General features: G+C 63.2%; 19 protein-coding genes and 1 pseudogene. 10 read left to right on the plus strand and 10 right to left on the minus strand.

Going from position 1 to position 25,362, the window contains the following annotated elements:
- Positions 1-104: 104 nt before the first annotated feature.
- Positions 105-323, plus strand: coding sequence for a translation initiation factor IF-1 (gene infA, locus KFB96_RS11460; protein WP_007193303.1), 219 nt, complete (start codon positions 105-107; stop codon positions 321-323).
- A 211-nt stretch (positions 324-534) separates the two neighbouring features.
- Here infA and clpA read toward each other — a convergent pair whose 3' ends face one another.
- Both clpA and clpS read right to left on the minus strand, forming a co-directional pair.
- Entirely contained in the window at positions 535-2,796 is a 2,262-nt protein-coding gene (gene clpA / locus KFB96_RS11465; protein WP_213461437.1) for an ATP-dependent Clp protease ATP-binding subunit ClpA, read from the minus strand.
- 66 nt (positions 2,797-2,862) lie between these two features.
- The gene (clpS, locus tag KFB96_RS11470; protein WP_007193301.1) at positions 2,863-3,186 is read right to left on the minus strand and encodes an ATP-dependent Clp protease adapter ClpS; all 324 of its coding nucleotides are present in this window, start codon (positions 3,184-3,186) and stop codon (positions 2,863-2,865) included.
- 299 nt (positions 3,187-3,485) lie between these two features.
- On the opposite strand from clpS, the gene cspD reads away from it, so the two are divergent.
- Positions 3,486-3,692: a cold shock domain-containing protein CspD gene (gene cspD / locus KFB96_RS11475; protein ID WP_007193300.1), complete on the plus strand. Its 207-nt coding sequence runs from the start codon at positions 3,486-3,488 to the stop codon at positions 3,690-3,692.
- 126 nt (positions 3,693-3,818) lie between these two features.
- Here cspD and icd read toward each other — a convergent pair whose 3' ends face one another.
- Positions 3,819-5,078 carry an NADP-dependent isocitrate dehydrogenase gene (gene icd, locus KFB96_RS11480; RefSeq protein ID WP_213461439.1) on the minus strand — a complete coding sequence of 420 codons (1,260 nt, stop codon included), beginning with the start codon at positions 5,076-5,078 and terminating at the stop codon, positions 3,819-3,821.
- Between the two features lie 130 nt (positions 5,079-5,208).
- Here icd and mnmA point away from each other — a divergent pair, with 130 nt between their 5' ends.
- The 4 genes and pseudogenes from mnmA to purB all read left to right on the plus strand — a co-directional run bounded on the left by mnmA (position 5,209) and on the right by purB (position 11,177).
- Complete coding sequence (gene mnmA / locus KFB96_RS11485) at positions 5,209-6,321, plus strand: tRNA 2-thiouridine(34) synthase MnmA (RefSeq protein ID WP_213461441.1); 1,113 nt, start codon at positions 5,209-5,211, stop codon at positions 6,319-6,321.
- Between the two features lie 83 nt (positions 6,322-6,404).
- A complete protein-coding gene (gene hflD / locus KFB96_RS11490) occupies positions 6,405-7,052 on the plus strand; it encodes a high frequency lysogenization protein HflD (protein ID WP_213461443.1) in 648 nt (215 codons plus the stop codon).
- Positions 7,053-7,136: 84 nt separating this feature from the next.
- A pseudogene (acnA, locus tag KFB96_RS11495) lies at positions 7,137-9,799 on the plus strand (aconitate hydratase AcnA).
- A gap of 4 nt (positions 9,800-9,803) precedes the next feature.
- A complete protein-coding gene (gene purB, locus KFB96_RS11500) occupies positions 9,804-11,177 on the plus strand; it encodes an adenylosuccinate lyase (protein WP_213461446.1) in 1,374 nt (457 codons plus the stop codon).
- A 225-nt stretch (positions 11,178-11,402) separates the two neighbouring features.
- On the opposite strand, the gene KFB96_RS11505 is transcribed toward purB, so the two are convergent.
- Positions 11,403-11,984, minus strand: coding sequence for an OmpA family protein (locus tag KFB96_RS11505; protein ID WP_213461448.1), 582 nt, complete (start codon positions 11,982-11,984; stop codon positions 11,403-11,405).
- A gap of 469 nt (positions 11,985-12,453) precedes the next feature.
- Here KFB96_RS11505 and KFB96_RS11510 point away from each other — a divergent pair, with 469 nt between their 5' ends.
- A complete protein-coding gene (locus KFB96_RS11510) occupies positions 12,454-12,951 on the plus strand; it encodes a hypothetical protein (protein WP_213465875.1) in 498 nt (165 codons plus the stop codon).
- A 187-nt stretch (positions 12,952-13,138) separates the two neighbouring features.
- On the opposite strand, the gene KFB96_RS11515 is transcribed toward KFB96_RS11510, so the two are convergent.
- The 4 genes from KFB96_RS11515 to KFB96_RS11530 form a co-directional block, all read right to left on the minus strand.
- The gene (locus KFB96_RS11515; protein ID WP_213461452.1) at positions 13,139-14,428 is read right to left on the minus strand and encodes a citrate synthase; all 1,290 of its coding nucleotides are present in this window, start codon (positions 14,426-14,428) and stop codon (positions 13,139-13,141) included.
- A 288-nt stretch (positions 14,429-14,716) separates the two neighbouring features.
- Positions 14,717-15,700 (minus strand): aldolase catalytic domain-containing protein, encoded by a 984-nt coding sequence (locus KFB96_RS11520; protein WP_213461454.1) that lies wholly within the window; start codon positions 15,698-15,700, stop codon positions 14,717-14,719.
- A 75-nt stretch (positions 15,701-15,775) separates the two neighbouring features.
- Positions 15,776-16,402 carry a response regulator FixJ gene (gene fixJ / locus KFB96_RS11525; protein WP_213461456.1) on the minus strand — a complete coding sequence of 209 codons (627 nt, stop codon included), beginning with the start codon at positions 16,400-16,402 and terminating at the stop codon, positions 15,776-15,778.
- Positions 16,399-18,999: an ATP-binding protein gene (locus KFB96_RS11530; protein WP_213461458.1), complete on the minus strand. Its 2,601-nt coding sequence runs from the start codon at positions 18,997-18,999 to the stop codon at positions 16,399-16,401. The genes fixJ and KFB96_RS11530 overlap by 4 nt, the downstream gene beginning before the upstream one ends.
- Before the next feature lie 303 nt (positions 19,000-19,302).
- Between KFB96_RS11530 and KFB96_RS11535 the strand changes: the two genes are divergently transcribed.
- Positions 19,303-19,773: an RDD family protein gene (locus KFB96_RS11535; RefSeq protein ID WP_213461460.1), complete on the plus strand. Its 471-nt coding sequence runs from the start codon at positions 19,303-19,305 to the stop codon at positions 19,771-19,773.
- Between the two features lie 10 nt (positions 19,774-19,783).
- Here the strand turns inward: KFB96_RS11535 and lptG are convergent, their stop codons facing one another.
- Entirely contained in the window at positions 19,784-20,848 is a 1,065-nt protein-coding gene (gene lptG, locus KFB96_RS11540; RefSeq protein ID WP_213461462.1) for an LPS export ABC transporter permease LptG, read from the minus strand.
- Between the two features lie 279 nt (positions 20,849-21,127).
- On the opposite strand from lptG, the gene KFB96_RS11545 reads away from it, so the two are divergent.
- Positions 21,128-22,624, plus strand: a complete 1,497-nt coding sequence (locus KFB96_RS11545; protein WP_213461464.1) for a leucyl aminopeptidase — start codon at positions 21,128-21,130, stop codon at positions 22,622-22,624.
- A gap of 250 nt (positions 22,625-22,874) precedes the next feature.
- Here the strand turns inward: KFB96_RS11545 and KFB96_RS11550 are convergent, their stop codons facing one another.
- Positions 22,875-23,276 (minus strand): PH domain-containing protein, encoded by a 402-nt coding sequence (locus KFB96_RS11550; RefSeq protein ID WP_300971601.1) that lies wholly within the window; start codon positions 23,274-23,276, stop codon positions 22,875-22,877.
- Between the two features lie 389 nt (positions 23,277-23,665).
- Between KFB96_RS11550 and KFB96_RS11555 the strand changes: the two genes are divergently transcribed.
- On the plus strand, positions 23,666-25,276 hold the full coding sequence (locus tag KFB96_RS11555; RefSeq protein ID WP_213461468.1) for a helix-turn-helix domain-containing protein: 1,611 nt from the start codon (positions 23,666-23,668) through the stop codon (positions 25,274-25,276).
- The last annotated feature ends 86 nt before the right edge of the window (positions 25,277-25,362 follow it).

Genomic DNA, 25,362 nt, shown 5'->3' on the forward strand with positions numbered 1-25,362 from the left:
AGCGATTCAACGATCCCTGCGGCCCCGCCGGGACGCTCAACCTATGGTACACTTCCGGAGCTTCATGGCCCGGATCCGATCACGCAGTACAACACACGAAAACTATGTCAAAAGACGACGTTATCCAAATGGAAGGCACGGTCACCGAGACCCTGCCGAACACTGTATTCAGGGTCGAGCTGGAGAACGGTCACACCGTGACGGCTCATATCTCCGGCAAGATGCGCAAGCACTATATCCGCATCCTGACGGGCGACAAGGTCACTGTCGAGCTGACGCCATACGACCTCACGAAAGGCCGCATCGTGTATCGAGCGCGATAAGCCCGTCCGCAACGAAAAGAAACCGCAGACGCCGGGAGATGGCTTCCCGGAGATGCAGGACGTGGGCAGGCATGGCGGCGCCATCGGCGGGTTGCCGTCGGATTCGCCGGAAAAATGCTGTCTCAGGGGTTTGCGCGTCGACCGACAGTCCTTCGCCGGAGACGCGATGATCGATGCGAGCGCCGGGCGACGTCTGTCGCCGGGCTGTATCTCATAGCGAGCGGAGTTCGCCGTTGATCTCGAACGCAAGCGTATCTCCCTGAACATGGATGCGCACGTTTCCGCCGGCGACCAAATCGCCGAAGAGAAGCTCGTTGGCTAAGGGCTTCTTGATGTGGTTTTGGATCACTCGGGCCATCGGCCGGGCGCCCATCTTCGGATCGTAGCCCTTCTCCGCCAGCCAGGCACGGGCATCGGCGTCGATCGTCAAGCTCACCTTCTTCTCTTCGAGCTGCTGCTCGAGCTCGAACACGAACTTATCCACCACGCTGCGGATCGTCTCCTCGTTCAGGGAGCCGAACTGCACCACCGCGTCGAGCCGATTGCGGAACTCGGGCGTGAAGTAGCGCTTGAGCGCCTCGAGACCGTCCGTGGAGTGATCTTGCTCCGTGAAGCCGATCGAGCGGCGCGCGGTCTCTTCCGCCCCCGCGTTGGTCGTCATCACCAAGACCACGTTGCGGAAGTCCGCCTTCCGACCGTTGTTGTCGGTCAGGGTCCCGTGGTCCATCACCTGCAGGAGCAGGTTGAAGACATCGGGATGCGCCTTTTCGATCTCGTCGAGCAGCAACACCGCATGCGGATGCTTGTTGACCTCTTCGGTCAGCAGACCGCCCTGATCGAAACCCACATATCCGGGCGGCGCGCCGATCAGACGCGAGACCGTGTGCCGTTCCATGTATTCGGACATGTCGAAGCGCAGAAGCTCCATCCCGAGAATACGCGCCAACTGACGGGTCACCTCCGTCTTGCCGACACCGGTCGGTCCGGTGAAGAGGAAGGAGCCGATCGGCTTCTCCTCGGTCCCCAAGCCCGAGCGGTTCATGCGGATGGAGGCGGTCAGGGCATCGATCGCCGCGTCTTGACCGTAGACGACCATCTTGAGATCGCGATCGAGGTTCTTGAGCGACTCGGTATCGGAGGCCGAGACCTTCTTCGAGGGAATCCGGGCCATCTTCGCGACGATCGCCTCGACATCCCCGACATCGATGCGCTTCTTGCGCTTCGCCGGACTCTTGAGCTGGACATGGGCACCGGCCTCGTCGATGACGTCGATCGCCTTGTCCGGGAGATGACGGTCGTTGATGTAGCGGTTCGAGAGCTCCGCGGCGGCGCGCAAGGCCGGGTTGGTGTAGGTGACCTGATGATGTTCCTCGAACCGGCTCTTAAGGCCCTTGAGGATCTCGAAGGTCTCTTCGACCGAGGGCTCCTCGACGTCGATCTTCTGAAAGCGACGCGCCAAGGCCCGATCCTTCTCGAAGATCCCGCGATACTCCTGGTAGGTCGTGGAGCCGATGCACCGCAGGTCGCCGGACGCCAGCACGGGCTTGATCAGATTCGAGGCATCCATGACCCCGCCCGAGGCGGATCCGGCTCCGATGATGGTGTGGATCTCGTCGATGAAGAGGATCGCGTGACGCTGGCGCTTGAGCTGCGCGAGCACCGCCTTGAGGCGCTTCTCGAAATCACCCCGATATTTGGTTCCGGCGACCAAGGCGCCGAGATCCAGCGAGTAGATGACCGCATCGCTCAAAATCTCCGGGACCTCGCCGTCGACGATCTTTTTCGCCAGACCTTCGGCGATCGCGGTCTTGCCCACGCCGGCCTCGCCGACGAACAGCGGATTGTTCTTGCGCCGCCGGCAGAGGATCTGAACGGTGCGCTCCACCTCGGCGGCACGACCGATCAGAGGATCGATACGCCCGATGCGCGCCATCTCGTTCAAATTCGTTGCAAATGTCTCGAGCGGACTGCTGCCCTCCTTCTCCTCGCCGCGCGGCTCGTCGACATCGCCGGGAATTTCGTCGTCCTGACTCTCGCCGGGAACCTTCGAGATCCCGTGGGAGATATAGTTGACGACGTCCAAACGAGTCACATCCTGCTGATTGAGCAAATAAACGGCTTGTGAGTCCTGCTCGCTGAAGAGCGCTACGAGCACGTTCGCCCCGGTGACCTCCTTTTTGCCGGCGGACTGCACATGGAAGACCGCTCTCTGCAGAACACGCTGGAATCCCAGCGTCGGCTGCGTGTCTCGATCCTCGCTGTCGGGGATGAGCGGCGTGGTCTCGTCGATGAAGGCGGTGATCTCGCGACGCAGCTTCTCGGCATCCGTGCCGCACGCCTTGAGAACCTTCGCTGCGGTCGGATTATCGAGAAGCGACAACAGCATGTGCTCGACCGTCATGTATTCATGATGCTTCGCGCGCGCCTCCTTGAAGGCCCGGTTCAGCGTAAATTCGAGTTCTTTGCTCAGCATTGGCCTAATCCAAGCAGGGGTTGACGAAACGGTGTAAGCCGCTGCAGCGACCAGGTGTGTCGGGCTCTAAGCCTCTTCCATCGTGCACATCAAGGGGTGTTGGTGACTGCGCGCAAAGTCATTCACCTCCGACACCTTGGTCTCGGCGATGTCTTTCGTGTAGACGCCGCACACGCCGCGACCGCGCGTGTGCACATGCAGCATGATCTGGGTCGCCTTCTCGCGATTCATGGCGAAGAAGGTCTCCAGCACCTGCACCACGAACTCCATCGGCGTGTAATCATCATTCAGCAACAGGACCTTGAATAGGGGCGGCCGACGCAGTTTAGGCTTCGCCTCCTGTACGGTCAGCCCTGATTCGCGCTCCTCGCTTGGAAGATCGTCACTCATGATTCGGGATTCTAGGCAAAATTTCGAGGGTTGCGATGTCGGTCGCACGATTCGGAGCGACATGCGGCCCGGCTCCAGGTTTATCCGGGCCGAGAGATGTCGCCTGCGTTCGGATTCCGGCCGGGCCGACCCGTGACGCGAATCGGTTGGGAATGCCCCGGACGATGTCGGTTTGACCCCCGAAATCACCTTACTATACTACGCAGTTATGGCGCGGTTCCGAGGTTTCAAGGCACCCGTCAGACAACAACAACGATGACCACCAACGAGAAACCTGCAACTCCCGGAGGAGCCCTTAAATGATTACCGGTGTTGTCAAGTGGTTCAATAACGCCAAGGGTTACGGGTTCGTGCAACCCGATGGCCGCGACGAGGACGTCTTCGTCCACTTCTCGGCCATCGACATGGATGGCTACAAGACCTTACGCGAGGGGCAAAAAGTCCAATTCGAGATCAGTCAGGGCCCGAAAGGCCTGCATGCGGCCAACGTGCACCGCGTGAGTTGATCGCCATGGGATGACCGCTCGCGATTGTCGGCCCGGTCGGGGTCGTTGCGCCGACATCCGACCACAGCCGGGGGCGGAATCCTGATTCCGCGCCCCGTTTTCCCGAAGACTCGGCGGCCTTTTCCGTCAATCCATCCGCGTGATCACCGCATCCCCGAAGCCCGAGCAGCTCAGCTTCGTCGCGCCGTCCATGAGTCTGTCGAGATCGTAGGTCACGGTCTTGGCCGCAATCGCACCTTCCACGCCTTTGATGATGAGGTCGGCCGCTTCCGTCCAACCCATATGCCGCAACATCATCTCGGCGGACAGGATCAAGGAGCTGGGATTCACCTGATCCTTGCCGGCATATTTGGGCGCGGTCCCGTGCGTGGCCTCGAACATGGCGACGGTGTCGGACAAATTCGCCCCCGGAGCCATCCCGATACCGCCGACCTGCGCGGCCAAGGCATCCGAGATGTAATCGCCGTTGAGGTTGAGCGTCGCGATCACGTCGTAATCCTTCGGGCGCAGCAGGATCTGCTGCAGGAAGGCATCGGCGATCACGTCCTTCACCACGATCTCTTTGCCGGTCTTCGGGTTCTTGAAGCTGCACCAGGGTCCGGCGCCGATCTCCTCGGCACCGAACTCGGACTTGGCCAGATCGTACCCCCACTGCTTGAAGGCACCCTCGGTGAACTTCATGATGTTGCCCTTGTGCACCAGGGTCAACGAGGTTCGGTCGTTGTCGATCACGTATTGGATGGCCTTGCGCACCAGACGCTCGGTCCCCTCGCGCGAGACCGGCTTGACCCCGATCCCGGAGGTCTCGGGGAAACGGATCTTGGTCACGCCCATCTCGTTGCGCAGAAAATCGATGACCTTCTTGACCGCGGGCGAGCCTTCCTGCCATTCGATGCCCGCATAGATGTCTTCGGAGTTCTCGCGAAAGATCACCATGTCGGTATGTTGGGGTTCCTTGAGCGGGCTCGGCGTCCCGGTGAAATAGCGCACCGGGCGCAGACAGACATAGAGATCGAGCTCCTGGCGCAGGGTCACGTTCAGCGAGCGGATACCGCCGCCGACCGGCGTGGTCAGCGGCCCCTTGATCGAGACCACGTAGTCCTTCACGGCTGCAAGCGTCTCCTCCGGCAGCCAAACATCCTCGCCGTAGGCCCGGGTCGACTTCTCGCCGGCATAGATCTCCATCCAGTGGATCTTGCGCGACCCGCCGTACGCCTTGGCCACCGCCGCATCGACGACCGAACACATCACCGGCGTGATATCGATACCGATGCCGTCACCCTCGATATAGGGGATGATGGGGTTGTTCGGCACATCCAGAGAGAGATCCTCGTTGACTTGAATCTTTTCACCGCCCGAAGGGATCTTGATCTTGTCGTTGGCCATGTGCAGTGCTCTCGTTGCTCAAAAGCCGTCATGCTAACACCGGCTTCGTGGCTTGCGCAGACCTTCGATGACCGAGCGGCCCCACCTATTCGCGACGCGGACCGCCGCGCGCTCGTTATACAATCACGGGATGACCGCCAGACTGCAAAAGCCCCGCTCGACCCGCGTGATCGTCGGCCTCTCCGGCGGTGTCGATTCGGCCGTCGCAGCCCATCGACTGCTTGCGCAGGGCTACATGGTCGAAGCCCTCTTCATGAAGAACTGGGAAGAGGACGACGATCCCGGCTACTGCGCCGCCGCCGCGGATCTGGCCGACGCGCGTGCGGTCGCCGAACGGCTCGGGATCCGGCTGCATACCGTCAACTTTGCGACCGAATACTGGGATCGCGTCTTCGAGTCCTTCCTGAGCGAATATCGGGCCTTGCGCACCCCCAACCCGGATGTGCTGTGCAACCGGGAGATCAAGTTCGCCGCCTTCCTCGAGCACGCCCTGGACCTAGGGGCCGACCTCATCGCCACCGGCCACTACGCACGGGTCACATGCGATGCGCAGGGCGCGCGTTTGGATCTGTGCGCCGACCCCGACAAGGATCAAACCTATTTCCTGCATCTGCTCGATCAATCTCAGTTGGAGCGCGCGCTCTTCCCTCTGCATGACCTGACCAAGCGCGAGGTTCGGGAGATCGCGAGGGGTCTGGGACTCGCCAATGCCGAGAAAAAGGACAGCACCGGGATCTGCTTCATCGGCGAGCGGCGCTTCCGGGACTTCCTCGCCCGCTACCTCCCGCGCGAGCCCGGCCCCATCGAGACCACCGAAGGGGTTGCGATCGGCGAGCATCGGGGCCTCGCCTACTACACCGTCGGGCAACGCCAGGGACTCGGCATCGGCGGCATTCACGGCGGTCGCGAGGCACCCTGGTTCGTCGCCGCGAAGGACGCCGAGCGCAACACCTTGGTGCTGGTTCAAGACACGCACCATCCGCTGCTCATGTCTTCCGGGTTGCGTGCGGCGGCGCCGCATTGGATCGCCGGAGTACCGCCGCAAGCCCCGCCGTTTCGGTGCCTGGCCCGTCTACGCCATCGCCAGCCCCTGCAGCACTGCGAGGTCGTGGAGGCCGGGGAGTCGGGTTGCCGGATTTGGTTCGACCAACCGCAGCGCGCCGTCACGCCGGGGCAATCGGTCGTGCTCTACCGCGACGACGTCTGTCTCGGCGGCGCGATCATCGACGCCGGATGGCGCTGAGCCGCATCGAGAACCGGCACTTGGCGCAACCGCACGGTTCGGGTTCAAATGACCGTCACATCCCTCAGGAGATCACCAGCCGAATGCCCCACGACAATCTCGACCGCCTCATCGCCCTCGCCGGTATCTATCAGGCCGTCAACTGTGTCATGCGCGTCGCCCGCTCCGGCTCGGCCGACACCGACGCGATGGAGCCCTGTATCTACAGCCTCCTGCAGGTCAATGCCGACGACGTGGGTACGGTCTTCGGCGAGCCGGGACGGGTCGCGAACGGCGCACGACAGATCATTGCCCAGCTCACCGGCAAGCCGGAGCGCAACCTGGAGTTGACCCGCTACGTGGTCCTCTTGATGAAGTTGGAGCGGGCCCTTGCGGGACGCCCCGACCTCCTCGCGCGCGTCGGCGAAGGCATCGAGGCGGCACAGGCAAAGCAGGAGCACTTTGCACTCCTGCATCCGAACATGTTGGCCCATCTCGCGGCGATCTACACCGACACCCTCAGCACCCTGGAGCCACGCATCATCGTCCGCGGCGACCCGCTGCATCTGCAGAATCCCGACAACCAGAACCGGGTGCGCGCTCTGCTGCTCGCCGGCATCCGCTCGGCCATGCTGTGGCGGCAGGTCGGCGGTACCCGCTGGCAACTGCTCATGAAGAACAAGCAGATCCTCGCCGACGCCCGCCGCTACCTCAACAGCCTGGCCGACCGCACCGCCAACCCGAATGCCTGAACGTACTGCACCGCAGCATATAGCGCCGCACCGGCTTGGCCGCTAGAATCGGGCCCAACCTGTTCGCCGAACCCGGAGCACCGCATGACCAACAGCTTCAACGCCAAAGCCACACTCGACGTCGCCGGCACGGACTACGAGATCTTCAAGCTCGACGCCGTCCCCGGCAGCGCCCGCCTGCCCTTCTCGCTGAAGATCCTGTTGGAAAATCTGCTCCGCAACGAGGACGAGGTCACCGTCACCCGTTCCGACATCGAGGACCTGGCCAACTGGGACCCGAAGGCCGAGCCCTCCAAAGAGATTCAGTACCGCCCGGCCCGCGTGCTGATGCAGGATTTCACCGGTGTGCCGGCGGTCGTCGACCTTGCGGCGATGCGCGATGCAATGAAGGCGCTCGGGGGCGATCCGCGCAAGATCAACCCGCTCCAGCCGGCCGAGCTGGTCATCGACCATTCGGTCCAGGTCGATCATTTCGGCTCGAACGATGCCTTCGCACTCAATGCGGAGCTTGAGTTCCAGCGTAATCAGGAGCGCTATAAGTTTCTGAAGTGGGGTCAGAAGGCGCTCGACGGCTTCAAGGTGGTTCCGCCCGACACCGGCATCGTCCATCAGGTCAACATCGAATATCTGTCGCGCGTCATCTTCCCCAATCCGCTCGACGGCCGCACCCAAGCCTATTTCGACACCTGTGTCGGCACCGACTCCCACACCACCATGGTCAACGGGATCGGCGTCCTGGGCTGGGGCGTGGGCGGGATCGAGGCCGAGGCGTCCATGCTGGGCCAGCCGGTGTCGATGCTGGTCCCCAAGGTCGTCGGCTTCAAGCTGACCGGCACCCTGCGTGAAGGCGTCACCGCGACCGACCTGGTCCTGACCATCGTCGACATGCTGCGCAAGCACGGCGTGGTCGGCAAATTCGTCGAGTTCTACGGCCCGGCGATCGCGACCTTGCCGATGGGCGAGCGCACCACCATCGCAAACATGGGGCCCGAGTACGGCGCGACCTGCGGTCTCTTCCCGGTCGATCAGGTCACGCTCGACTATCTGCGCCTGACCGGTCGCGACGAGGCGCAGATCGCCTTGGTCGAGGCCTACTGCAAGGCGCAGGGCGTCTGGCACACGGCCGACGCCGCCGAGGCCGATTATTCCGAGACCCTGGAGCTGGATCTGGGCGATGTCGTGCCCTCGCTCGCCGGCCCGAAGCGCCCGCAGGATCGTGTGCCGCTCACCGAGATGGCAAGCCACTTCCCGGCGGCGCTGGCCGCGCTTAAGAAGGAACGCAACATCCCGAGCAAGGGTCCTGCGAAGGCGGTCATGGACGGGCACGAGGTCGAGATCTCCGACGGCTCCATCGTGGTCGCGGCCATCACCTCCTGTACGAATACCTCGAACCCGAGCGTCATGCTCGCCGCCGGCCTGGTTGCGAAGAAGGCCGCGGCACTGGGCCTGAAGGCCGCACCGTGGGTGAAGACCTCGCTCGGCCCGGGCTCGATGGCGGTGACGCGCTATCTGGATCGCGCCGGCCTCACCGAGCCGCTCAAGGCACTGGGCTTCCACAACGTCGGCTATGGCTGTACGGTCTGTATCGGCAACACCGGCCCGCTGCCCGCGCCGGTCTCCAAGGCCATCGCGGACCATGACCTCTGCGCCGTGTCCATCCTCTCGGGCAACCGCAACTTCGAGGGCCGGGTCCATGCCGAGGTGCGCATGAACTATCTGGCAAGCCCGCCGCTGGTCGTCGCCTACGCCATCGCCGGACGGATCGATCTGGACCCCTACAAGGATCCGCTGACGACCGCACCGAACGGCCAACCGGTTTATCTCAAAGACATCTGGCCGACCCGGGACGAGGTGAACGCGGCCATCACCGAGAACGTCACCGTCGATGAGTTCACTTCCGCTTACGCGGACGTCTACGCCGGGGATGCGCGCTGGCAGTCGATCGAGGTGGTCGCCAGCCAGACCTACGCCTGGCCGATCGACTCGACCTACATCCGCAACCCGCCCTATTTCGACGGGATGACGCTGGACGTGGCCCCGGCCGAGGACATCGCGGGCGCACGCTGCCTGGCCGTGCTCGGCGACTCCATCACCACCGATCACATCTCCCCGCCGGCTCCATCAAGCCCAACTCACCGGCAGGCAAGTATCTGATCGAGAAGGGCGTGGATCCCAAGGACTTCAACAGCCTGGGCTCGCGACGCGGCAATCACGAGGTGATGATGCGCGGCACCTTCGCCAACATCCGACTGCGCAACCTGATGGCCCCGGGCACCGAGGGCGGCGTGACCCTGCATCAGCCGGGCGGCGAGGAGATGTCGATCTACGACGCGGCAATGAAGTACCAATCCGAGGGGACGCCGGTCATCGTCATCGCCGGGAAGGAATACGGATCGGGCTCCTCGCGCGACTGGGCCGCGAAGGGACCACGTCTCTTGGGCGTGCGCGCCGTCATCGCCGAGAGCTACGAGCGCATCCATCGCTCGAACCTGGTCGGCATGGGCATCCTGCCGCTCGAGTTCCTGCCGGGCGACAACGCCCAAGCGCTGGGCCTGACCGGGACCGAGCAGTTCGACATCACCGGACTCGAGAACGCCGAGGCCAAATCGGTCACCGTCAGTGCGACGGCGCCCGACGGCTCGGTGAAGACCTTCAAGGCCAAGGTGCGGATCGATACCCCGAACGAGATCGACTACTACAGGCACGGCGGGATCCTGCCCTACGTCCTGCGTCGGCTCGCGGCCTGATCCGATGGCGATGGATCTCACCGGCCTGACCGCCATCTCGCCCGTCGACGGGCGTTACGGCGCCAAGACGACCGATCTGCGGCCGATCTTCAGCGAATTCGGGCTGATTCGCTACCGGGTGCTGGTGGAGATCCGCTGGCTGCAAACCTTGTCGCGGCACCCCGGAATCCCGGAGGTGCCGGTCTTCTCGACCGATGCCGACCGGCTGCTCGACGACATCGCCGAGCAGTTCGGCGTCGCGGATGCGCAACGCATCAAGGAGATCGAGCGGACGACGAATCACGATGTGAAGGCGGTCGAATATTTCCTGAAGGAGCGGGTCGCAGCACATCCCCAACTCCACGCGGCCAGCGAATTCATTCACTTCGCCTGTACCTCGGAGGACATCAACAATCTCGCCCACGGGCTCATGCTGAGCGCCGGGCGGGAGCAGGTCCTGCTGCCCGAGATGAACGCCGTCATCGCGGCCGTCCGGGGATTGGCGCATCGCTATGCCGATCAGCCGATGCTCTCGCGCACCCACGGCCAGCCGGCCACGCCGACGACGCTCGGCAAGGAAATGGCGAACCTCGTCCACCGACTGCGCATCCAGCGCGATCGCGTCGCCGAGGTCACGCTGCTGGGCAAGATGAACGGCGCGGTCGGCCACTACAACGCCCATCGCGTCGCCTATCCGGAGGTCGACTGGCCCGGTTTGACCCGCGACTTCGTCGCGTCTCTCGGGCTCGCCTGGAACCCCTACACGACCCAGATCGAGCCCCATGATTACATGGCGGAGCTGTTCGACGCCGTGGCGCGTTTCAACACCATCCTGATCGACCTCTCGCGCGACCTCTGGGGCTACATCTCGCTCGGTTATTTCAAGCAGCGTACCGTCGCGGGCGAGGTCGGCTCCTCGACCATGCCGCACAAGGTCAATCCGATCGACTTCGAGAACGCGGAAGGCAACCTCGGGATCGCGAACGCCATCCTGCGGCATCTCGCGGAAAAGCTGCCCATCTCGCGTTGGCAGCGCGATCTCACCGACTCGACGGTCCTGCGCAACCTCGGCGTCGGCGTCGCCCACACCAGCATCGCAATACAGTCGGCGCTGCGCGGGATCGGGAAGCTCGAGGCCGATCCGGGACGGATGGCGGCCGATCTGGATGCGAACTGGGAGGTCTTGGCCGAGCCGATCCAGACCTTGATGCGGCGCTACGGGGTCGATCGCCCTTACGAGCGGCTCAAGGAGCTGACGCGCGGGCAGCGCATCGGACCGGAAGCGCTGAAGGTCTTCATCGACGGATTGGAGATCCCGCAAGAGGCGAAGGCCGAGCTCGCGGCACTGACACCCGCAACCTATCTCGGGGATGCCGCGCGGCTTGCGCGCGAAATCTGAGTGATGGGACAATAAAAAAGGCCGCTCACGTCGAGACGTGAACGGCCCTCCCATAAGCCCCGGTCGGGGGGATGAGGCTTATTGGACCCTAACGCACCGGTCACGCAAGTGATCGGTGCGGTTCTAAACAGGGGGCACGTGCGGGACTTCGAACGGCGTCGGGGATGATCAACCCCCCGGCATGTGACCGGGAGATCGACACAACCCCGCGGGGACGGCGGAGCGTCAGCTGCCTTCGTACTCGGCGAGGATCCTCACACGGCGCTGCTGAACCGAGAAGATGTCGTATTCAGGCAGCATGTTGCGCTTGCCTTCGCTTGTGACCGACACGATGTCGCTCGCAGGAATACCCTTGCTGATCATATAGTTCCGGACAGACTCCGCACGACGCATGCCGAGCGCCATGTTGTACTCGTCCGAGCCCTTCGCATCGGTATGACCGACAAGCGCGATCTCTTCACGGACCGGCGTCGCCTTCACTTGGGTGATGTAGTCGTCCAAGCGTTGCAGCTCGGCATCGTTGACGACGTTGGCCATCTCATACTTGTCGAACTCGAAGTTCAAGCGGACCGTGAACTCTTTCGGAACCACGGCAGCCTTGACGCAGGGCTCCAAGTCATTGGCGCCGTGCAGACTCTGCCAGCATTCACCGTAGCTGGTCACCCAAGCCGTGCCGACGGGCTGAGCGGACCAGAAGTGCTCGTAGTTGTAGTCGGCCTGAACCGACAGCGGAGCGGCCAACGTGACAGCCATCGCGAGCGGGGCTGCGAGCGCGGCCAGCCTTGAGGTCTTTTTCTGTTTGCGCATCTTTTGGTTTCCTGTTCAGGTGGATGGATGATGATTCTAGCGTCGGCTTTGGCTTTGGCTTTGGCTTTGGCTTTGGCCTTAGGCGGAAGACATGTCAGGAAAAAGCAACATCATCGTCTTTGGATCGCTCGTTCGCCGCGGGTCTGCCGTCTTACTTCAGCTCATCGATTAAGATTAGGCGCGGACAGCATAGACAGACCGCACTTGGGACAACGACATTTTAGCCTACAACAGGCACAAAAGTGCAACTTTTTTCGCCGCGCGAAACATATTTGCAACGACCGCTTCCCGAATACCACAACAACGGACGGAAAAGCGATCCTCGAACCCAGCAGCGACCTGGCCTGCGCACGATCGACGAACCCTGTTGCTATTTAGCAACTTCCACCTCCGGACACGGAGCGACGTGTTTTCCCGACCGGACCCGGAAGGCATCGATGCACGGGACGTCGGGCAGGAGCGCAATGACATGAATGGGTCCCGCCACCAGCCCGGCCTCGGAATGCTCGCAACGCGAGGCGCGATTCGTGACGCGGGGATTGCGATCGCTCAAGCGTCGCGAAGCGAGCTGCTTGTGTTCGAACGTACGCTCGACCTCGATCTGTACAACACCCAAGAGTTCATCGATGCCGTGAAGAGGCTTGCGCTCGCACGACCGGACTCTCCCGTACGAATCCTCTTGAGCCATGCCGACAGACGCAACCAAACCGGAAACCGCATCGTCAGGCTGGCTCAGCGTCTGACGTCGAGGATCGCGATCCGGCGCCTTGCCGACGACGCCACGGATCGTCCCGATGCCTTTCTGATCGGCGACCGCCACGCCTACCTCAAACGTCCATTCGCCGAAGGCAGCGAAGGCGTCGCCGATATGCACGGGAGACGGGAGGCCCATCGGCTGCGTGCCGACTTCGAGCAGATGTGGGAGCACGCCGAGGACGACATGGAGGCTCGGCACCTCCATCTTTGAGGTGATTTCCGCACGATTCCATACTTGTAGGTTGTGCTGACGATAGGAAGCACAACGTGCGCCGACGGTTGGTTGTGCCCCGCACGGCTCGGCACGACCTACGCCCTTGGGATGAAGGTTTCCGGAATTCGCCTGAGTCCGCGCCGCGCGGTCCGGTGCGCGCACTCCGCCCGACTCGCGTCGCGGATCAGCGTCGCTCGCTCAACAGCACGCGATCGGTCTCTTGCGGCCCCACATAGATTTGACGCGGCCGGGCGATCTTGTTGCCGGGCGTCTGCTCCTGCTCCCACCAGTGGGCGATCCAACCGGGCAGTCTCCCGATCGCGAACATGACCGTAAACATGTTCACCGGAATTCCGATCGCGCGCAGGATGATGCCGCTGTAAAAGTCCACGTTGGGATAGAGCTGCCGGTCGATGAAGTAAGGATCTTCGAGCGCGATCTCCTCGAGCCGACGCGCGATGTCGAGCAGCGGATCCTTGACCCCGAGCTGCGGCAGGAGTCGCTCCGCGACGTTTGCCAGCATGCGCGCACGCGGGTCGAAATTCCGGTAGACCCGGTGCCCGAACCCCATCAATCGGACCTTGCTGTCCTTGTCTTTCGCCAGCCGAACATAGTCGTCCGGGGTCATCTGTCCCTGATGGATCTGCTCGAGCATCTCGAGCACCGCGACGTTCGCTCCGCCGTGCAGCGGCCCCCACAGCGCGCAGACGCCCGCCGCACAGGAGGCGAAGAGATTGGCCTGGCTCGAGCCGACCATACGCACCGTCGAGGTCGAGCAGTTCTGCTCATGATCGGCGTGGAGCAACAGGATCAGGTTGAGCGCGTCTCGAACGACCGGATCGCAGACATGCTGCTCGAAGGGCTGGGAGAACATCATGTGCAGAAAGTTCGGCACGTATCTCAGCTTGGGATCCGGATAGATATAAGGCAACCCTCTGGAGTGGCGATAGGCGTAAGCGGCAATGGTGCGGATCTTACTGATGAGTCCGGCCGCAGCGATCCGCACCGACGCCTTGTCCTGAAGCTCGAAGATCTCCGGATGAAAACAGGATAGGGCATTGATCATGGCCGAGAGGATGGCCATCGGCGGCGCGGCACGCGGAAAACCCTCGAAGTGGTGCTTCATCCCCTCGTCGAGGTTCGCGCACCCGGTCAGATCGGCGGCGAAGGCGTCGTATTCCTCCGGGCTCGGCAGATGGCCGAAGATCAGCAGCCAGGCAACCTCGACGAAGTTCGGCGCCGCCTCGAACTGCTCGATCGGGATGCCTCGGTAGCGCAGGATCCCCTGCTCGCCATCGATGAAGGTAATGGCGCTTTGGCAGCTCCCGGTATTGCCGAATCCGGGATCAAGGGTGATCAGGCCCGTTTCCGAACGCAGGTTTCGGATATCGATTGCGCGCTCCCCCTCCGTTCCCTCGATGATCGGGAAACGATAGGTCGCGTCGCCCACGCTCAAGGTCGCTTCGTCGGACATGGCGGTCTCCGGGGGTCGGGGGTCGGGGTTCGGGGGTCGGGGTTCGGGGGTCGGGTTCGGGGGTCGGGGGTCGGGGGTCGGGGGTCGGGGTCGGGGTCGGGGTCGGGGTCGGGTTCGGGTTCGGGTTCGGGGGTCGGATTTGGAGTTTGGTGCCCCGGGGTTCAGTGGCCTAAAGGATCATCAGGTGACAAAGTTCATTCGAGAGGGTCGACGCCCTCTCCCGTCCTGCCCCTGAACCCTGAACCCTGAACCCTACCCCCTGAACCCCGAACCCTTCCCCCCAAACCCTCAAATCTCCGAAACAACCTTATCGTAAAACGTCAAATAGTCATCCGGCGTCGCCCCCTCGCGCCACTCGATCGCGGAGCGCGGGTGTTGATTGAGCTGCCCGGTGATGTTGTAGGGGACCGACGGACCCCAATCCAGCTCCTTGCGCAGCGGCAGCATGCGGTTCTGGATGACCTCGATGATGGGGCGGACGTTGAATTTGGGGTTGCGCAAGAAACCGAGCAGCAGCTCGGTGTGGCAGTTTCCGGCACCGCGCCCGAAGCCGAAGATGGTCGAGTCGACCCGGTTGCAGCCCAGGATGATGGCCTCGATGGTGTTGGCGAAGGCCAGTTGGAGATTGTTGTGGGCGTGGATGCCGATCTCCTTGCCGGTCCCTTCGAGTGCCGCGGTGTATTTGCGGTAGAGCCGGTCGATCTGCTCGCGGTAGAGATATCCGAAGCTGTCGACGATCACCATGGTGCTGGCCGGCGTCTCGGCGATGGCCTCGAGCACGGTATCGATCTCGGTCTCGGAGATGTTGGAGACCGCCATCAGGTTCGCGGTTGTCTCGTAGCCGAGCTCGGTGGCATGGCGGATCATTTCGACCGCCTCGGACACCTGATGGGCGTAAAAGGCGACGCGGATCATCGAGAGGACGCTCTCGCTCGCCGGCTGGATCTGGGTTTGCCAATCGCTCTTGCCGGCATCGGCCATCACTGCCAGCTTCAGTCCGGATGCCTCGGGATCGTGGTCACCGACCACGCGACGCAGATCGGCCTCGTCGCAGTGGCGCCAAGGACCGAACGTGTCCTTCGGGAAGACGCGCGGCGAGTTCTTGTAGCCGATCTCCATGTAGTCGATGCCGGCGTCGATACAGGCGCGATAAAGCGCCGCGACAAAGTCATCGCCGAACTGGTGGGCGTTGACCAGCCCCCCGTCGCGAACGGTGCAATCGAGCACCTTCAGCTCGGGTCGGAAGGTAATCCAGGGGGCCTTTTCGGACATCAAACATACTCCGGCGAATCATTGAAGATCGGCTATTTTGAGGCTCGGACGACTTCCGAGCAAACCTCTCCGATCTCAGCGTACGGCGGGCCCGTCCGCCGAAGCGATCAAGGCCATCCGCACCAGCTCGGCAAGCGAGTCGGCCCGCATCTTCTCCATGACGCGGGCGCGATGCGCCTCGACCGTCTTGGCGCTCACGCCGAGCGCGGCGGCAATATCCTTGTTCGACTTGCCGTCCGTAACCATCGCCATGACCTCATGCTCGCGCGGCGTCAGCTCGGCGAGCCGCGTCGCGATATCGGCCCGTGCCGCCTGGTCGGCACGGTGTCTCTCGTCGTAGTCGAGTGCGCGCCGAATGCTGCGCAGCAGGTCTTCGTCGTGAAACGGTTTCTCGATGAAGTCGACCGCCCCCGCCTTCATCGCCTTGACCGCCATCGAAACATCGCCGTGTCCGGTGATCATGATGACGGGCAGTCGATAGCCTTCGCGCGCGAGGTGGCTCTGAAGCTCCAAGCCACTCATCCCGGGCATCCGAACATCGAGCAGAAGACAGCCCGCGCGCCCCGGATAATAGCTCGCGAGAAAGACGTCGGCCGACTCGTAGGTCTGGACCGACATGCCGGTGGATTCAATCAGCCACTGCAGAGAGGTCCGCATGGCTTGGTCGTCGTCGACCACGAAGACGGTTGCGTCGTTGGTCATGTCAGGCTCTCCAAGAGCTCGGATTTACCCGCGACCGTCGCGTCGGGCGTGTCGGCCTGCGCGAGCGGCAGCGAGACGTAAAAGGTCGAGCCCGTTCCGGGCTCGGATTCGGCCCAGATGCGGCCGTCGTGATTCTCCACGATGGTCTGGCTGATCGCCAAGCCCATGCCCATTCCGCCCTCCTTGGTCGTAAAGAAGGGATGAAAGAGGTGCAGGATGCGATCCGCGGTGATTCCGGGGCCGGTATCCTCGACCTCGACGATGGCCTGCCCCCCCTCCACCCGGGTGCGGATAGTCAGACGGCGACGCTCCTCGGGCGACTCATGCAGGGCATCGATCGCGTTGCGAACCAGGTTCAGCAACACTTGCTCGATCTGGACCAGGTCGACATTGACGGGGATCGGATGGGCGCCCGGATCCAGCTCGATCTGCAGTGCCAGCCGCGCGGTCTCGAACTCGACGAAGGAGCACACCTCGCGCACCAGATGATTGAGATCGGAGTCGGTGCGGATCGGCGGTTGCTTGCCGACCAAGGCGCGCAGGCGACGGATGATCTCGCTTGCGCGTTGCGCCTGCACCGTGATCTGGCCCATGGCGCCGACCAGATCCTCGGTCTTCGACGAGGCGTTCTGCAGACGCCGACTGCAGCCGTTGGCATAGTTGACGATCGCCGAGAGCGGCTGATTGAGCTCATGCGCCATGCCGGTGGCCATCTCGCCCATGGTGCTGAGTCGGCACACATGCACCAGCTCGGCCTGATGCTGGCGGGCCTCCTGCTCGGCACGGCGCACCGCGGTGATGTCGCGGGCATAGATGTTGAGATAGCCGAGATCCCGGATAGGCGCGAACAGCAGTGAATAGACTTGGCCCGCGATCTCCTGCTCCCGCTCTTGGGGCTCGCCGCTGTCGAGCGCGACGGCGATCTCATCGCGCCAATCCTCCGGCAGACACTCGCCCGGGTCCGCACCCCAGGCCTGCAGCAAGGGGCGACTGGCTCGATTGGCATACACGATCAGGCCGTCGCCCGTCACCCTCAGGATCGGGTTCGGGCTTTCACTGGCGAACCGCGCGAGGCTCTTGATCTCGCGCTCGGCCTGCTTGCGCGCCGTAATATCGTGGATGTAGAGCGTATAGAAGCGCTCGGACTCCAGGTCGATCGGGACGATCGAGATCTCCACCGGGATCTCCGAGCCATCCGAGCGCAGCGCCACCAGCTCGCCGCGGCCCTGCGGCTCGCGGTGCAGGTGGCGCGAGCGGTCGAGGAGTCGCTGAAAGGCGGGGCGTGCGATCTCGGGCAGAAAACGTTCGGCAAAGACGGTTCCCGCGGCCTCGCCGCGATCGAGCCCCAGCATCCGCTCGGCAGCCGGGTTCAACTCGATGATCCGACCGCCGTGGTCGAGCGTCACGATCGCATCCAGCGACGCCTCCATGACGGCCGCCTTGAGCGCCTCGCTCTCGCGCATCTCCGCCTGATGCTTGATGCTCATCTCTTCGCGCGCCTTGAGCACCAGCTGCGTGAAATGCTGGATCCATTCCTCGAGCAAGAGCAATTGGTTACCGTCGCGGTGAAACCCGGGCTCCGGAATACCGAGCGCACGCTGCGAGAACCGCGTCATGCGTTTGAGCACCGCGTTCAGTCGCGACGACACCAGATAGATGACCGCGGTAAAGACCAGGATGTAGACCGCTGCGGCGATCCCGCGCTGCCGGCGCTCGAAGATACGGACATGCCGCGACATCTTCTCCACCGCGGCATGCGGAACAAAGGTCGCAAACAGGACACTGGAGTCGGCGCCTTCGTACTCCGCCATGGACTGGGAGGTCACCAGATAGCTTTCGGTCCAGTCCGAGAGCAGACTTCCGGGCACCAGCATCTCGGAGTCCACGCTCGCGACGATCCGCTGATCGGCCCCGTCCACCAAAGCCACTGCGGCGCGCCCGACATAGACGCCGCGTTGGGACGAGGCCAGAAAAGCGTCGTCCACGGGCACCAGAACCACCAGATGCCCCATCGCATAACCGCCGGCATCCTCGACAGCATCGCTGCCGAGCAAGTAAAGTCCGTCGCCGAACCGCTCGATGACCGAGCGTACCTCGCGCACGTTGAGCAAGCGCGTCGGGATCCGAGCCGCGATCTCCTCGGGCAACGGATCGTTGCCGGATTGAAAGACCTCTCGAACACGACCCTGCGGATCGGTGAGCAGCACATGACTCGGCGGGCTCAGCGCCTCGCGATCGAAGAAATCCGGGAGCCAATGCGGGCGAAACTCCTTGTAGACGACGGGAGCGGCGGTGTCGTCTTCGAACCAGAACAGCGGCTCGAGATATTCGGAAAGGCGGCGGTGGTTGGCGAGCAGGCGCGTGGTTGCCGCGTAGTTGGAGAGATAACGGTCGAATCGAATCAGGCTCTCGCGTGCACGCTGGTCGAGCTGCGCTTGGAGCTCCTGCTCGAAGATCTTGTCGACCTGACGGCTCTGCACCTGATCGAGAAGCACCCATACCGCAAGCCCCACGACAAGGCCGACGAGGATCGCGATCACGGGCATGGGAACCCGCCGCAACAGGACGAACAGGATAGATTTGACGGAGAGCCGCATGAAACCGCGTCCGCAGTGAAAAAAACAACGTTGAGTCAGGGCCGGCCTCGCGCCCGTAGGAGGCCTTTTCCTCGACGCGGTTTCAGTGAAAAATCCAAAAACCTAAACCGCGTCCGGAGCGAAATGCCGGTCTTCGAGTGAGCTCGACGGTTGACGCATCCACAGCCCTTAGCGGAGACGCGGTTTAAAATAATATATTTCTTAATATCTTAAACCGCGCCGACTCCAACGCTCGTCACGTCTGCCGGGGCCGATCCCATCCAAAAACATCGCATACCGCGCCGGGCGCGGTTTAAGGACACCATGGACCTCGATATCAGCCTTGCCAAGACCCCATCCCTGCTGCGCCGCATCGGGGCCCTGCTCTATGACAGCGTGCTGTTGCTCGGCGTTCTGATGTTCGCCGTCCTGCTGATCGTGATCCCCTACACGAGCCTCACGGGTGCCTCGCCGAACGAGCATCCGCTTCATCTGGCCCTGATGCAGGTCTATTTGGCGATCGTCATCTGCGCCTTCTACGTCTATTTCTGGACGCACGGCGGTCAAACCCTCGGCATGCGCGCCTGGCGGTTTCGCGTCATCCGCGACGACGGCGAGGACCTGAACAGGGGCGATGCACTCAAGCGCTTCGGCTGGGCCCTGTTGAGCCTCTTGCCGGCCGGACTCGGCCTCTGGTGGAGCCTGATCGACCGAGACGGTCTGGCCTGGCACGACCGCCACTCGCACACTCGGCTGGTGATGCTCCTGCCATCCGGGAAAACCAAGAAACCCTGAGGCGCTGTCCCTAACCCACCCGACGCAGCAAGAACAAGGACCCGGTGATGAACAACAGCGGCGGCATGATCGCCGCGACCAGCGGGTTCAACCCGAACAGCAGCGCGACGAATGCAAAGGTGCGGCTGACCAGATAATAGAGGATGCCGACCAAGACACCGACGAAGATGCGCGGACCGAGCCCCGTGGTGCGCGCCGATCCGAGAATGATCGGAATCGCCACGAAGATCATCGAAAGCGTCAGGATCGGGTGCAGGACCTTGCCCCAGAAGACCACCTCGTAGGCTCCGGCATCCTGCTTGTTGAGCGTCATGAAGCGGATGTATTTGTAGAGCCCCCAAACCGGGAGCACCTGCGGATCCACGACCACGACCTTGAGCAGCCCCGGATCCAGCATCGAGCTCCATTCCGCCCGCTCCATGCGCTCCACCTCGACCCCCGCCGCACTCACCCGGCTGCGCGCGATGTCTTCCAGCACCCAACCCGCCTTGCTGTAGCGCGCACCCGCCGCGTGGGTCGCGACCAGGGAGCCTGCATCCGCGTCCAACTGGTAGATGAAGATGTCGCGCAGACGCGTCGGCGAGGCGATCTCGCGGATGTTGACATAGGCACGACCGTCGATGGCCCAAAAACCGTCAGCGGTCTGCTGAGCGACATCGCCGGAGAGCGCTTGGCGGCGCAGCTCGAGGCCGCGCTGCTCGGCAACCGGCGCAATGACCTCCCCGACCACCACCGCGAGCGCCGCCAGCAGCACTCCGCCGAGCAGGCCGGCCCGAATGATCCGCGCCACCGAGAAGCCGGCAGCCCGCATCGCCACCAGCTCCGAGCGGCTCGCCAAGGCCCCGAGGCCGATCAAGGCGCCGATCAGGGTCGCGATGGGAAAGACCTGATAGGCATAGCGCGGCAGGCTCAAGGCCATGAAGACCAGCGCATCCGCAAGGCCATAACCATCGACCCCGACCGCGTCGATCTCGTCGGCGAGGATGAAGAAACCGAGCAGCGGCAGCAGGATCCCGAGCGTGAGCAGGGTCCCGCCGATGACGGCACGCGCCAGATAGCGTTCGAGGATGATCACGGCGTCGGGCCTTGCGCCGCTGCCGGGGCGCGGCCGCAGGCCGCCCCGGCGGCGGACCCGGCTCGTCGCGACGGACCCGCGACGCCGCCCCGCCGACGGGCTTCGACCGCGCGGTCTCTTCCGGTAGACTCGTTATTCGACATCAAAAGCACCAGATCCGTAGGCGGTCGACCATCGGCAGCGCGCCGCGTCGCGACCGACCGGCCTAAACCGCGTCCAGAGCGACATGCGTCGTTTTAGAACCCGCTCTCACCCAGGCCCTTCAACAGGAGTCCGATGATGGAATTCAGAATCAAGACCGGCGAGATCGCGCAACTCAAGACGCCCTGTATCCTGATCGGGATCTTCGAGGGGCGCAAGCTCGCCGGACCCTCCGCCACGCTCGATCTCGCCACCGGCGGTCGCCTGTCCGAGCTGTTGAAGAAGGGCGACATGGACGGTCGACTCGGCGGAACCCTTATGCTCTACGACCTGCCCGGTCTGGCCAGCGAGCGGGTCCTCGTGGTCGGATGCGGAAAACACAAGGAATTCGGGCGAGACAACTATCGCAAGGCACTGGTCGGGGCCGTGGCCGCACTCCAGCAGACCCATGCGGGCGCCGCACTCTGCACCTTGCCCGAGCTCGGTCCCGACGGGCTCGACCTCTATGCGGCCGTGCGCGACCTCGTCACCACCGCCGAGGACAAGACCTATCGCTACACCCTGACCAAGAAAGACGACAAGCAGGCACCCAAGACACCGCTGAAGCGTCTCGAGATCTGGCTCTCCGAGAAGGCCGACGCGCCGAGCGCCGAGCAGGCGATCCGACACGGCAGCGCCATCGCAGCCGGCATGACACTCTCCAAGGAGCTAGGCAACCTGCCCGGCAACATCTGCACCCCGACCTATCTGGCCGAGAAGGCGGTGGAGCTCGGCGAGCGCTACGAGCGTCTGGAGACCGAGATCCTCGAAGAGGCCGACATGGAGGAGCTCAAGATGGGCGCCCTCCTCTCGGTCTCGCGGGGGAGCCGCCAACCGGCGAAGCTGATCGTCATGCACTACCGCGGCGGCGAGCCCGACGCCAAGCCGGTCGTGCTGGTCGGCAAGGGCCTGACCTTCGACACCGGCGGCATCTCGATCAAGCCGGCCCCCGACATGGACGAGATGAAATACGACATGTGCGGCGGCGCCGGCGTCTTCGGGACCATGCTCGCGGCCTGCGAGCTAAACCTGCCGATCAACCTGGTCGGCGTCGTCCCCTCGTCCGAGAACATGCCCGACGGGGACGCCAACAAACCCGGCGACATCGTGACCAGCATGTCCGGCCAGACCATCGAGATCCTCAATACCGATGCCGAAGGTCGACTCATCCTCTGCGATGCCCTCACCTACAGCGAGCGTTTCGACCCGGAGCTGGTGATCGATCTGGCCACCCTGACCGGCGCCTGCGTGATCGCCCTGGGCAAGCATGCCTCCGGCCTCTTCACCAAGGATGATCATCTCGCCGAGGAGATCCTCGCGGCCGGCCAAGCCGCCGCCGATCGCGCCTGGCGGATGCCCTTGTGGGACGACTACCAGCAGCAGATCGACACCAACTTCGCCGACATGGCCAACGTGGGCGGACGCGAGGCCGGCGCCGTCACTGCCGCCTGCTTCCTCGCCCGCTATACCAAAGCCTACCGCTGGGCACACCTGGACATCGCCGGTACCGCCTGGCTGAGCGGCAAGGAAAAGGGCTCGACCGGACGACCGGTCGCCTTGCTGACCCAGTTCCTGCTCCGGCACGTTAGTGGTTAGTGGTTAGGTGATTTCCGGGAAAGCATCGACCAACATGTAGGGGCGACTTTAGTCGCCCGGTAAGCATTGGCAACACGCACGGCCGGGATGATCATTCCCGGAAATCGCCTTAGTGGATCGACCACAGACACGGGAGACGCCGTTCAGAATTTTCATTTTTTATTCTGAACCGCGTCAGGGACGACGTCGTTGGTGACCTCGACGCCCAACCCCGCTCGAACCGCATCATGGGCTGCGGACGCGGTTCAGTTCAGAGACGTTTTATCAGCTCGCGCAGTCGACTCGGGTTCGGCAGGCCGCGGACGATGAGCTCAGGATCGTCGCCGGAGGTGTAGATCTTGATGTCGCCGGCATTCAGAATGCGTTGCAGGAGGCTTTGATGGAGTCGCACCGTGCGGACCGAGGAGAGCTTGATCTCGGTGTAGCTCTTGCTCAGGAGACCGTGGGTCCAGACCAGCTCGTCGTCGCGGATGACGAGATGGTCGGAGCGGGTGGCCAACCACCAGATGCACAGCTGCAGCAAGGCGAGCCCGGCGACGACCAGGCCGGCGATCTTGACGCTCCGCTCGTCGAGCGGCTCGGGCAGTGGAACCGGGATCAATGCCGGACCCATCACGGCGAACAGGATCCCCGCCAGCAACAGGATGATCATCAATGGGGTCGAAAAAGGTCGAATTCGCAACATCGAGGGATGAGCGTCGTAATGAATCTCGGACATCGGCATCTCCTGTCTCTTTGCCTGGAGGATCGGTCGACATGCCTCGTCGCCGTGTTCCGCACGACCTGAGCACGAGATCACCCCGTGCGGGCGGGGTTACTATACTCACAGGACCGGGATATTTCGCGCGATTGCGTGTCGCCGGATTCCAAACGCCATACCGCCTCTCGGGAAAAGACGTCACGTGTCGGAAATAAGTCGAGCACCGAATCGAGTCGTTGTCGTTGTCGATTACGATTACGACAACGACAACGATAGCCATGGCAAAGGTCTTCTCTCGTCGCGTTGTTTGACTTATTTTTGAGCCGTTTCAAAGCCTCCCCATGACGCCCTTCTCGTTGTTGCGGACCTCCTCGGGTCCAGTCCGCTCGCGGCTCCTGCGCGACCTCATGCTGCTGGTGCTCCTGACCGTCGGCCTATTGGTGGCCATCAATATCCTGCTGATCAACCTCATCAAGGAAGATTTGGCCGAAAGCCGCATCGAGGCCGCAACCGCACTGGTTCGCGACGAGGTCCGCGGTCTCTTGGTGCCGGTCGAGCAGCAGCTCCTGATCATTCGCGACGGTCTCGCCGCCGCCGGTCTGACCCCGGCCGACGAGGGGGCCTTGAATCAACGCTTGACCCCGATCCTCGCGCATATGGGCCAGATCGCAGGCGCGATCGATGCCTCGGCCGACGGCGCCGAGTATTTTCTGCGCCGCGACGGCGACGGCTGGCTCAGTCGCATGCGCGACTCCGGAACGGGACAGCCGGTGCGCATCACGCGGTGGGACGCCGAGCTGCGTGAGCAGGAGACGCGCGACGAGGCAACCGAGCACGACCCGCGCACACGCCCCTGGTTCAGCTCGGCGGCCGAGCGACCCGGCACACTGCTCTGGACCCGACCCTATGTCTTCGAGTCGAGCCAGGTCCCCGGACTCACGGCATCCTTGGGTTGGATGCAATCCGGACAACTGCGGGTGACCGCCCTGGACGTCACCATCCAGACGATCGTGGAGAGCATCGAGCGACACGCCGTCGCGGCCGAAGGACGCGGTTTTCTATTCAGCGGGGCGGGCGGCGTCTATCTTCCCGAGGAGAACGCACGCGCGCCTGATCCGGAACGGGCCAGCGGCTTCTTCTCGGCCCACCTCACGCCCGGAGGCCCGCTGGCATTCGATGCCGTGTCGGCCTGGAACCTTGCGGGCCGCCCGTCACAGGGTCTGATCCGCTTCACCAGCTCGGGCGTTCAGTGGTGGGGCGGCTTCAGACCGCTGACCGAGGACATCTCGGGCGGTTGGTCCGGCGTGGTCCTTCCTGTTTCCGAGACCCTCGCAATCCTCCGGAGCCGGTGGCATATCGTTGCCCTCACCGTACTCGGCATCCTGGTCGCGAGCCTGGTCATGACGACGCTGGTGGTGCGCAAGTACCACCGCCAACTGCGCGACATGCCCAAGCTCGGCATCGACCGGCATCGCGCCGAGGATGATCTGCGCGAGCTGATCACCTCGGGCGAAAGTACGCATCTGGAGTTTAAATCCACCATGCGCATGAACCTGCACAGCAAGGTGACGGGTCGGGAGATCGAGATGGCTTGGCTGAAGGCCGTCGCGGCCTTTCTGAATTCGGAAGGCGGAATCCTGTTGCTCGGCGTGTCGGACGACGGAACCGTGCTGGGCTTGGCGGCCGACAAGTTCGAGAACGAGGACAAGTGCAGGCTGCACTTCAAAAACCTGCTGAACCACCATATCGGGGCCGAGTATGCGCGGTTCGTGCGCTTCGATCTCTACGATCTGCAGGATCGTCGCGTGGGAGCGGTCGAGTGCGAGCGTGCGGACACGCCGGCATTTCTGCACGATGACAAGAACCGCGAGTTGTTCATTATCCGCAACGGTCCGTCGAATATCGAGCTTCCGATCAGCCGTGCGCTCAAATATATTCGCGGTCGGTTCTGACTTGAACTGCGCTTCGGCAGGGTATGCGCGGAGCCTGGCCTGACTGGTTGTCGGGACAAGTTCAGGAGATCGGAGTGACGCGGTTC

It is taken from the genome of Thiocapsa sp., from assembly GCF_018399035.1.
Taxonomy (GTDB): Bacteria; Pseudomonadota; Gammaproteobacteria; order Chromatiales; family Chromatiaceae; genus Thiocapsa.

Coding starts and splice junctions, on each gene's coding strand:
- KFB96_RS11520 (WP_213461454.1), bottom strand. CDS start 15,700: ATGTCCGAAAAGGCCCCCTGGATTACCTTCCGACCCGAGCTGAAGGTG.
- purB (WP_213461446.1), top strand. CDS start 9,804: ATGGCGATGGATCTCACCGGCCTGACCGCCATCTCGCCCGTCGACGGG.
- KFB96_RS11545 (WP_213461464.1), top strand. CDS start 21,128: ATGGAATTCAGAATCAAGACCGGCGAGATCGCGCAACTCAAGACGCCC.
- KFB96_RS11535 (WP_213461460.1), top strand. CDS start 19,303: ATGGACCTCGATATCAGCCTTGCCAAGACCCCATCCCTGCTGCGCCGC.
- cspD (WP_007193300.1), top strand. CDS start 3,486: ATGATTACCGGTGTTGTCAAGTGGTTCAATAACGCCAAGGGTTACGGG.
- KFB96_RS11515 (WP_213461452.1), bottom strand. CDS start 14,428: ATGTCCGACGAAGCGACCTTGAGCGTGGGCGACGCGACCTATCGTTTC.
- mnmA (WP_213461441.1), top strand. CDS start 5,209: ATGACCGCCAGACTGCAAAAGCCCCGCTCGACCCGCGTGATCGTCGGC.
- KFB96_RS11505 (WP_213461448.1), bottom strand. CDS start 11,984: ATGCGCAAACAGAAAAAGACCTCAAGGCTGGCCGCGCTCGCAGCCCCG.
- icd (WP_213461439.1), bottom strand. CDS start 5,078: ATGGCCAACGACAAGATCAAGATCCCTTCGGGCGGTGAAAAGATTCAA.
- clpS (WP_007193301.1), bottom strand. CDS start 3,186: ATGAGTGACGATCTTCCAAGCGAGGAGCGCGAATCAGGGCTGACCGTA.
- hflD (WP_213461443.1), top strand. CDS start 6,405: ATGCCCCACGACAATCTCGACCGCCTCATCGCCCTCGCCGGTATCTAT.
- clpA (WP_213461437.1), bottom strand. CDS start 2,796: ATGCTGAGCAAAGAACTCGAATTTACGCTGAACCGGGCCTTCAAGGAG.
- KFB96_RS11510 (WP_213465875.1), top strand. CDS start 12,454: ATGAATGGGTCCCGCCACCAGCCCGGCCTCGGAATGCTCGCAACGCGA.
- infA (WP_007193303.1), top strand. CDS start 105: ATGTCAAAAGACGACGTTATCCAAATGGAAGGCACGGTCACCGAGACC.
- fixJ (WP_213461456.1), bottom strand. CDS start 16,402: ATGACCAACGACGCAACCGTCTTCGTGGTCGACGACGACCAAGCCATG.
- KFB96_RS11555 (WP_213461468.1), top strand. CDS start 23,666: ATGACGCCCTTCTCGTTGTTGCGGACCTCCTCGGGTCCAGTCCGCTCG.
- KFB96_RS11530 (WP_213461458.1), bottom strand. CDS start 18,999: ATGCGGCTCTCCGTCAAATCTATCCTGTTCGTCCTGTTGCGGCGGGTT.
- KFB96_RS11550 (WP_300971601.1), bottom strand. CDS start 23,276: ATGATCATCCTGTTGCTGGCGGGGATCCTGTTCGCCGTGATGGGTCCG.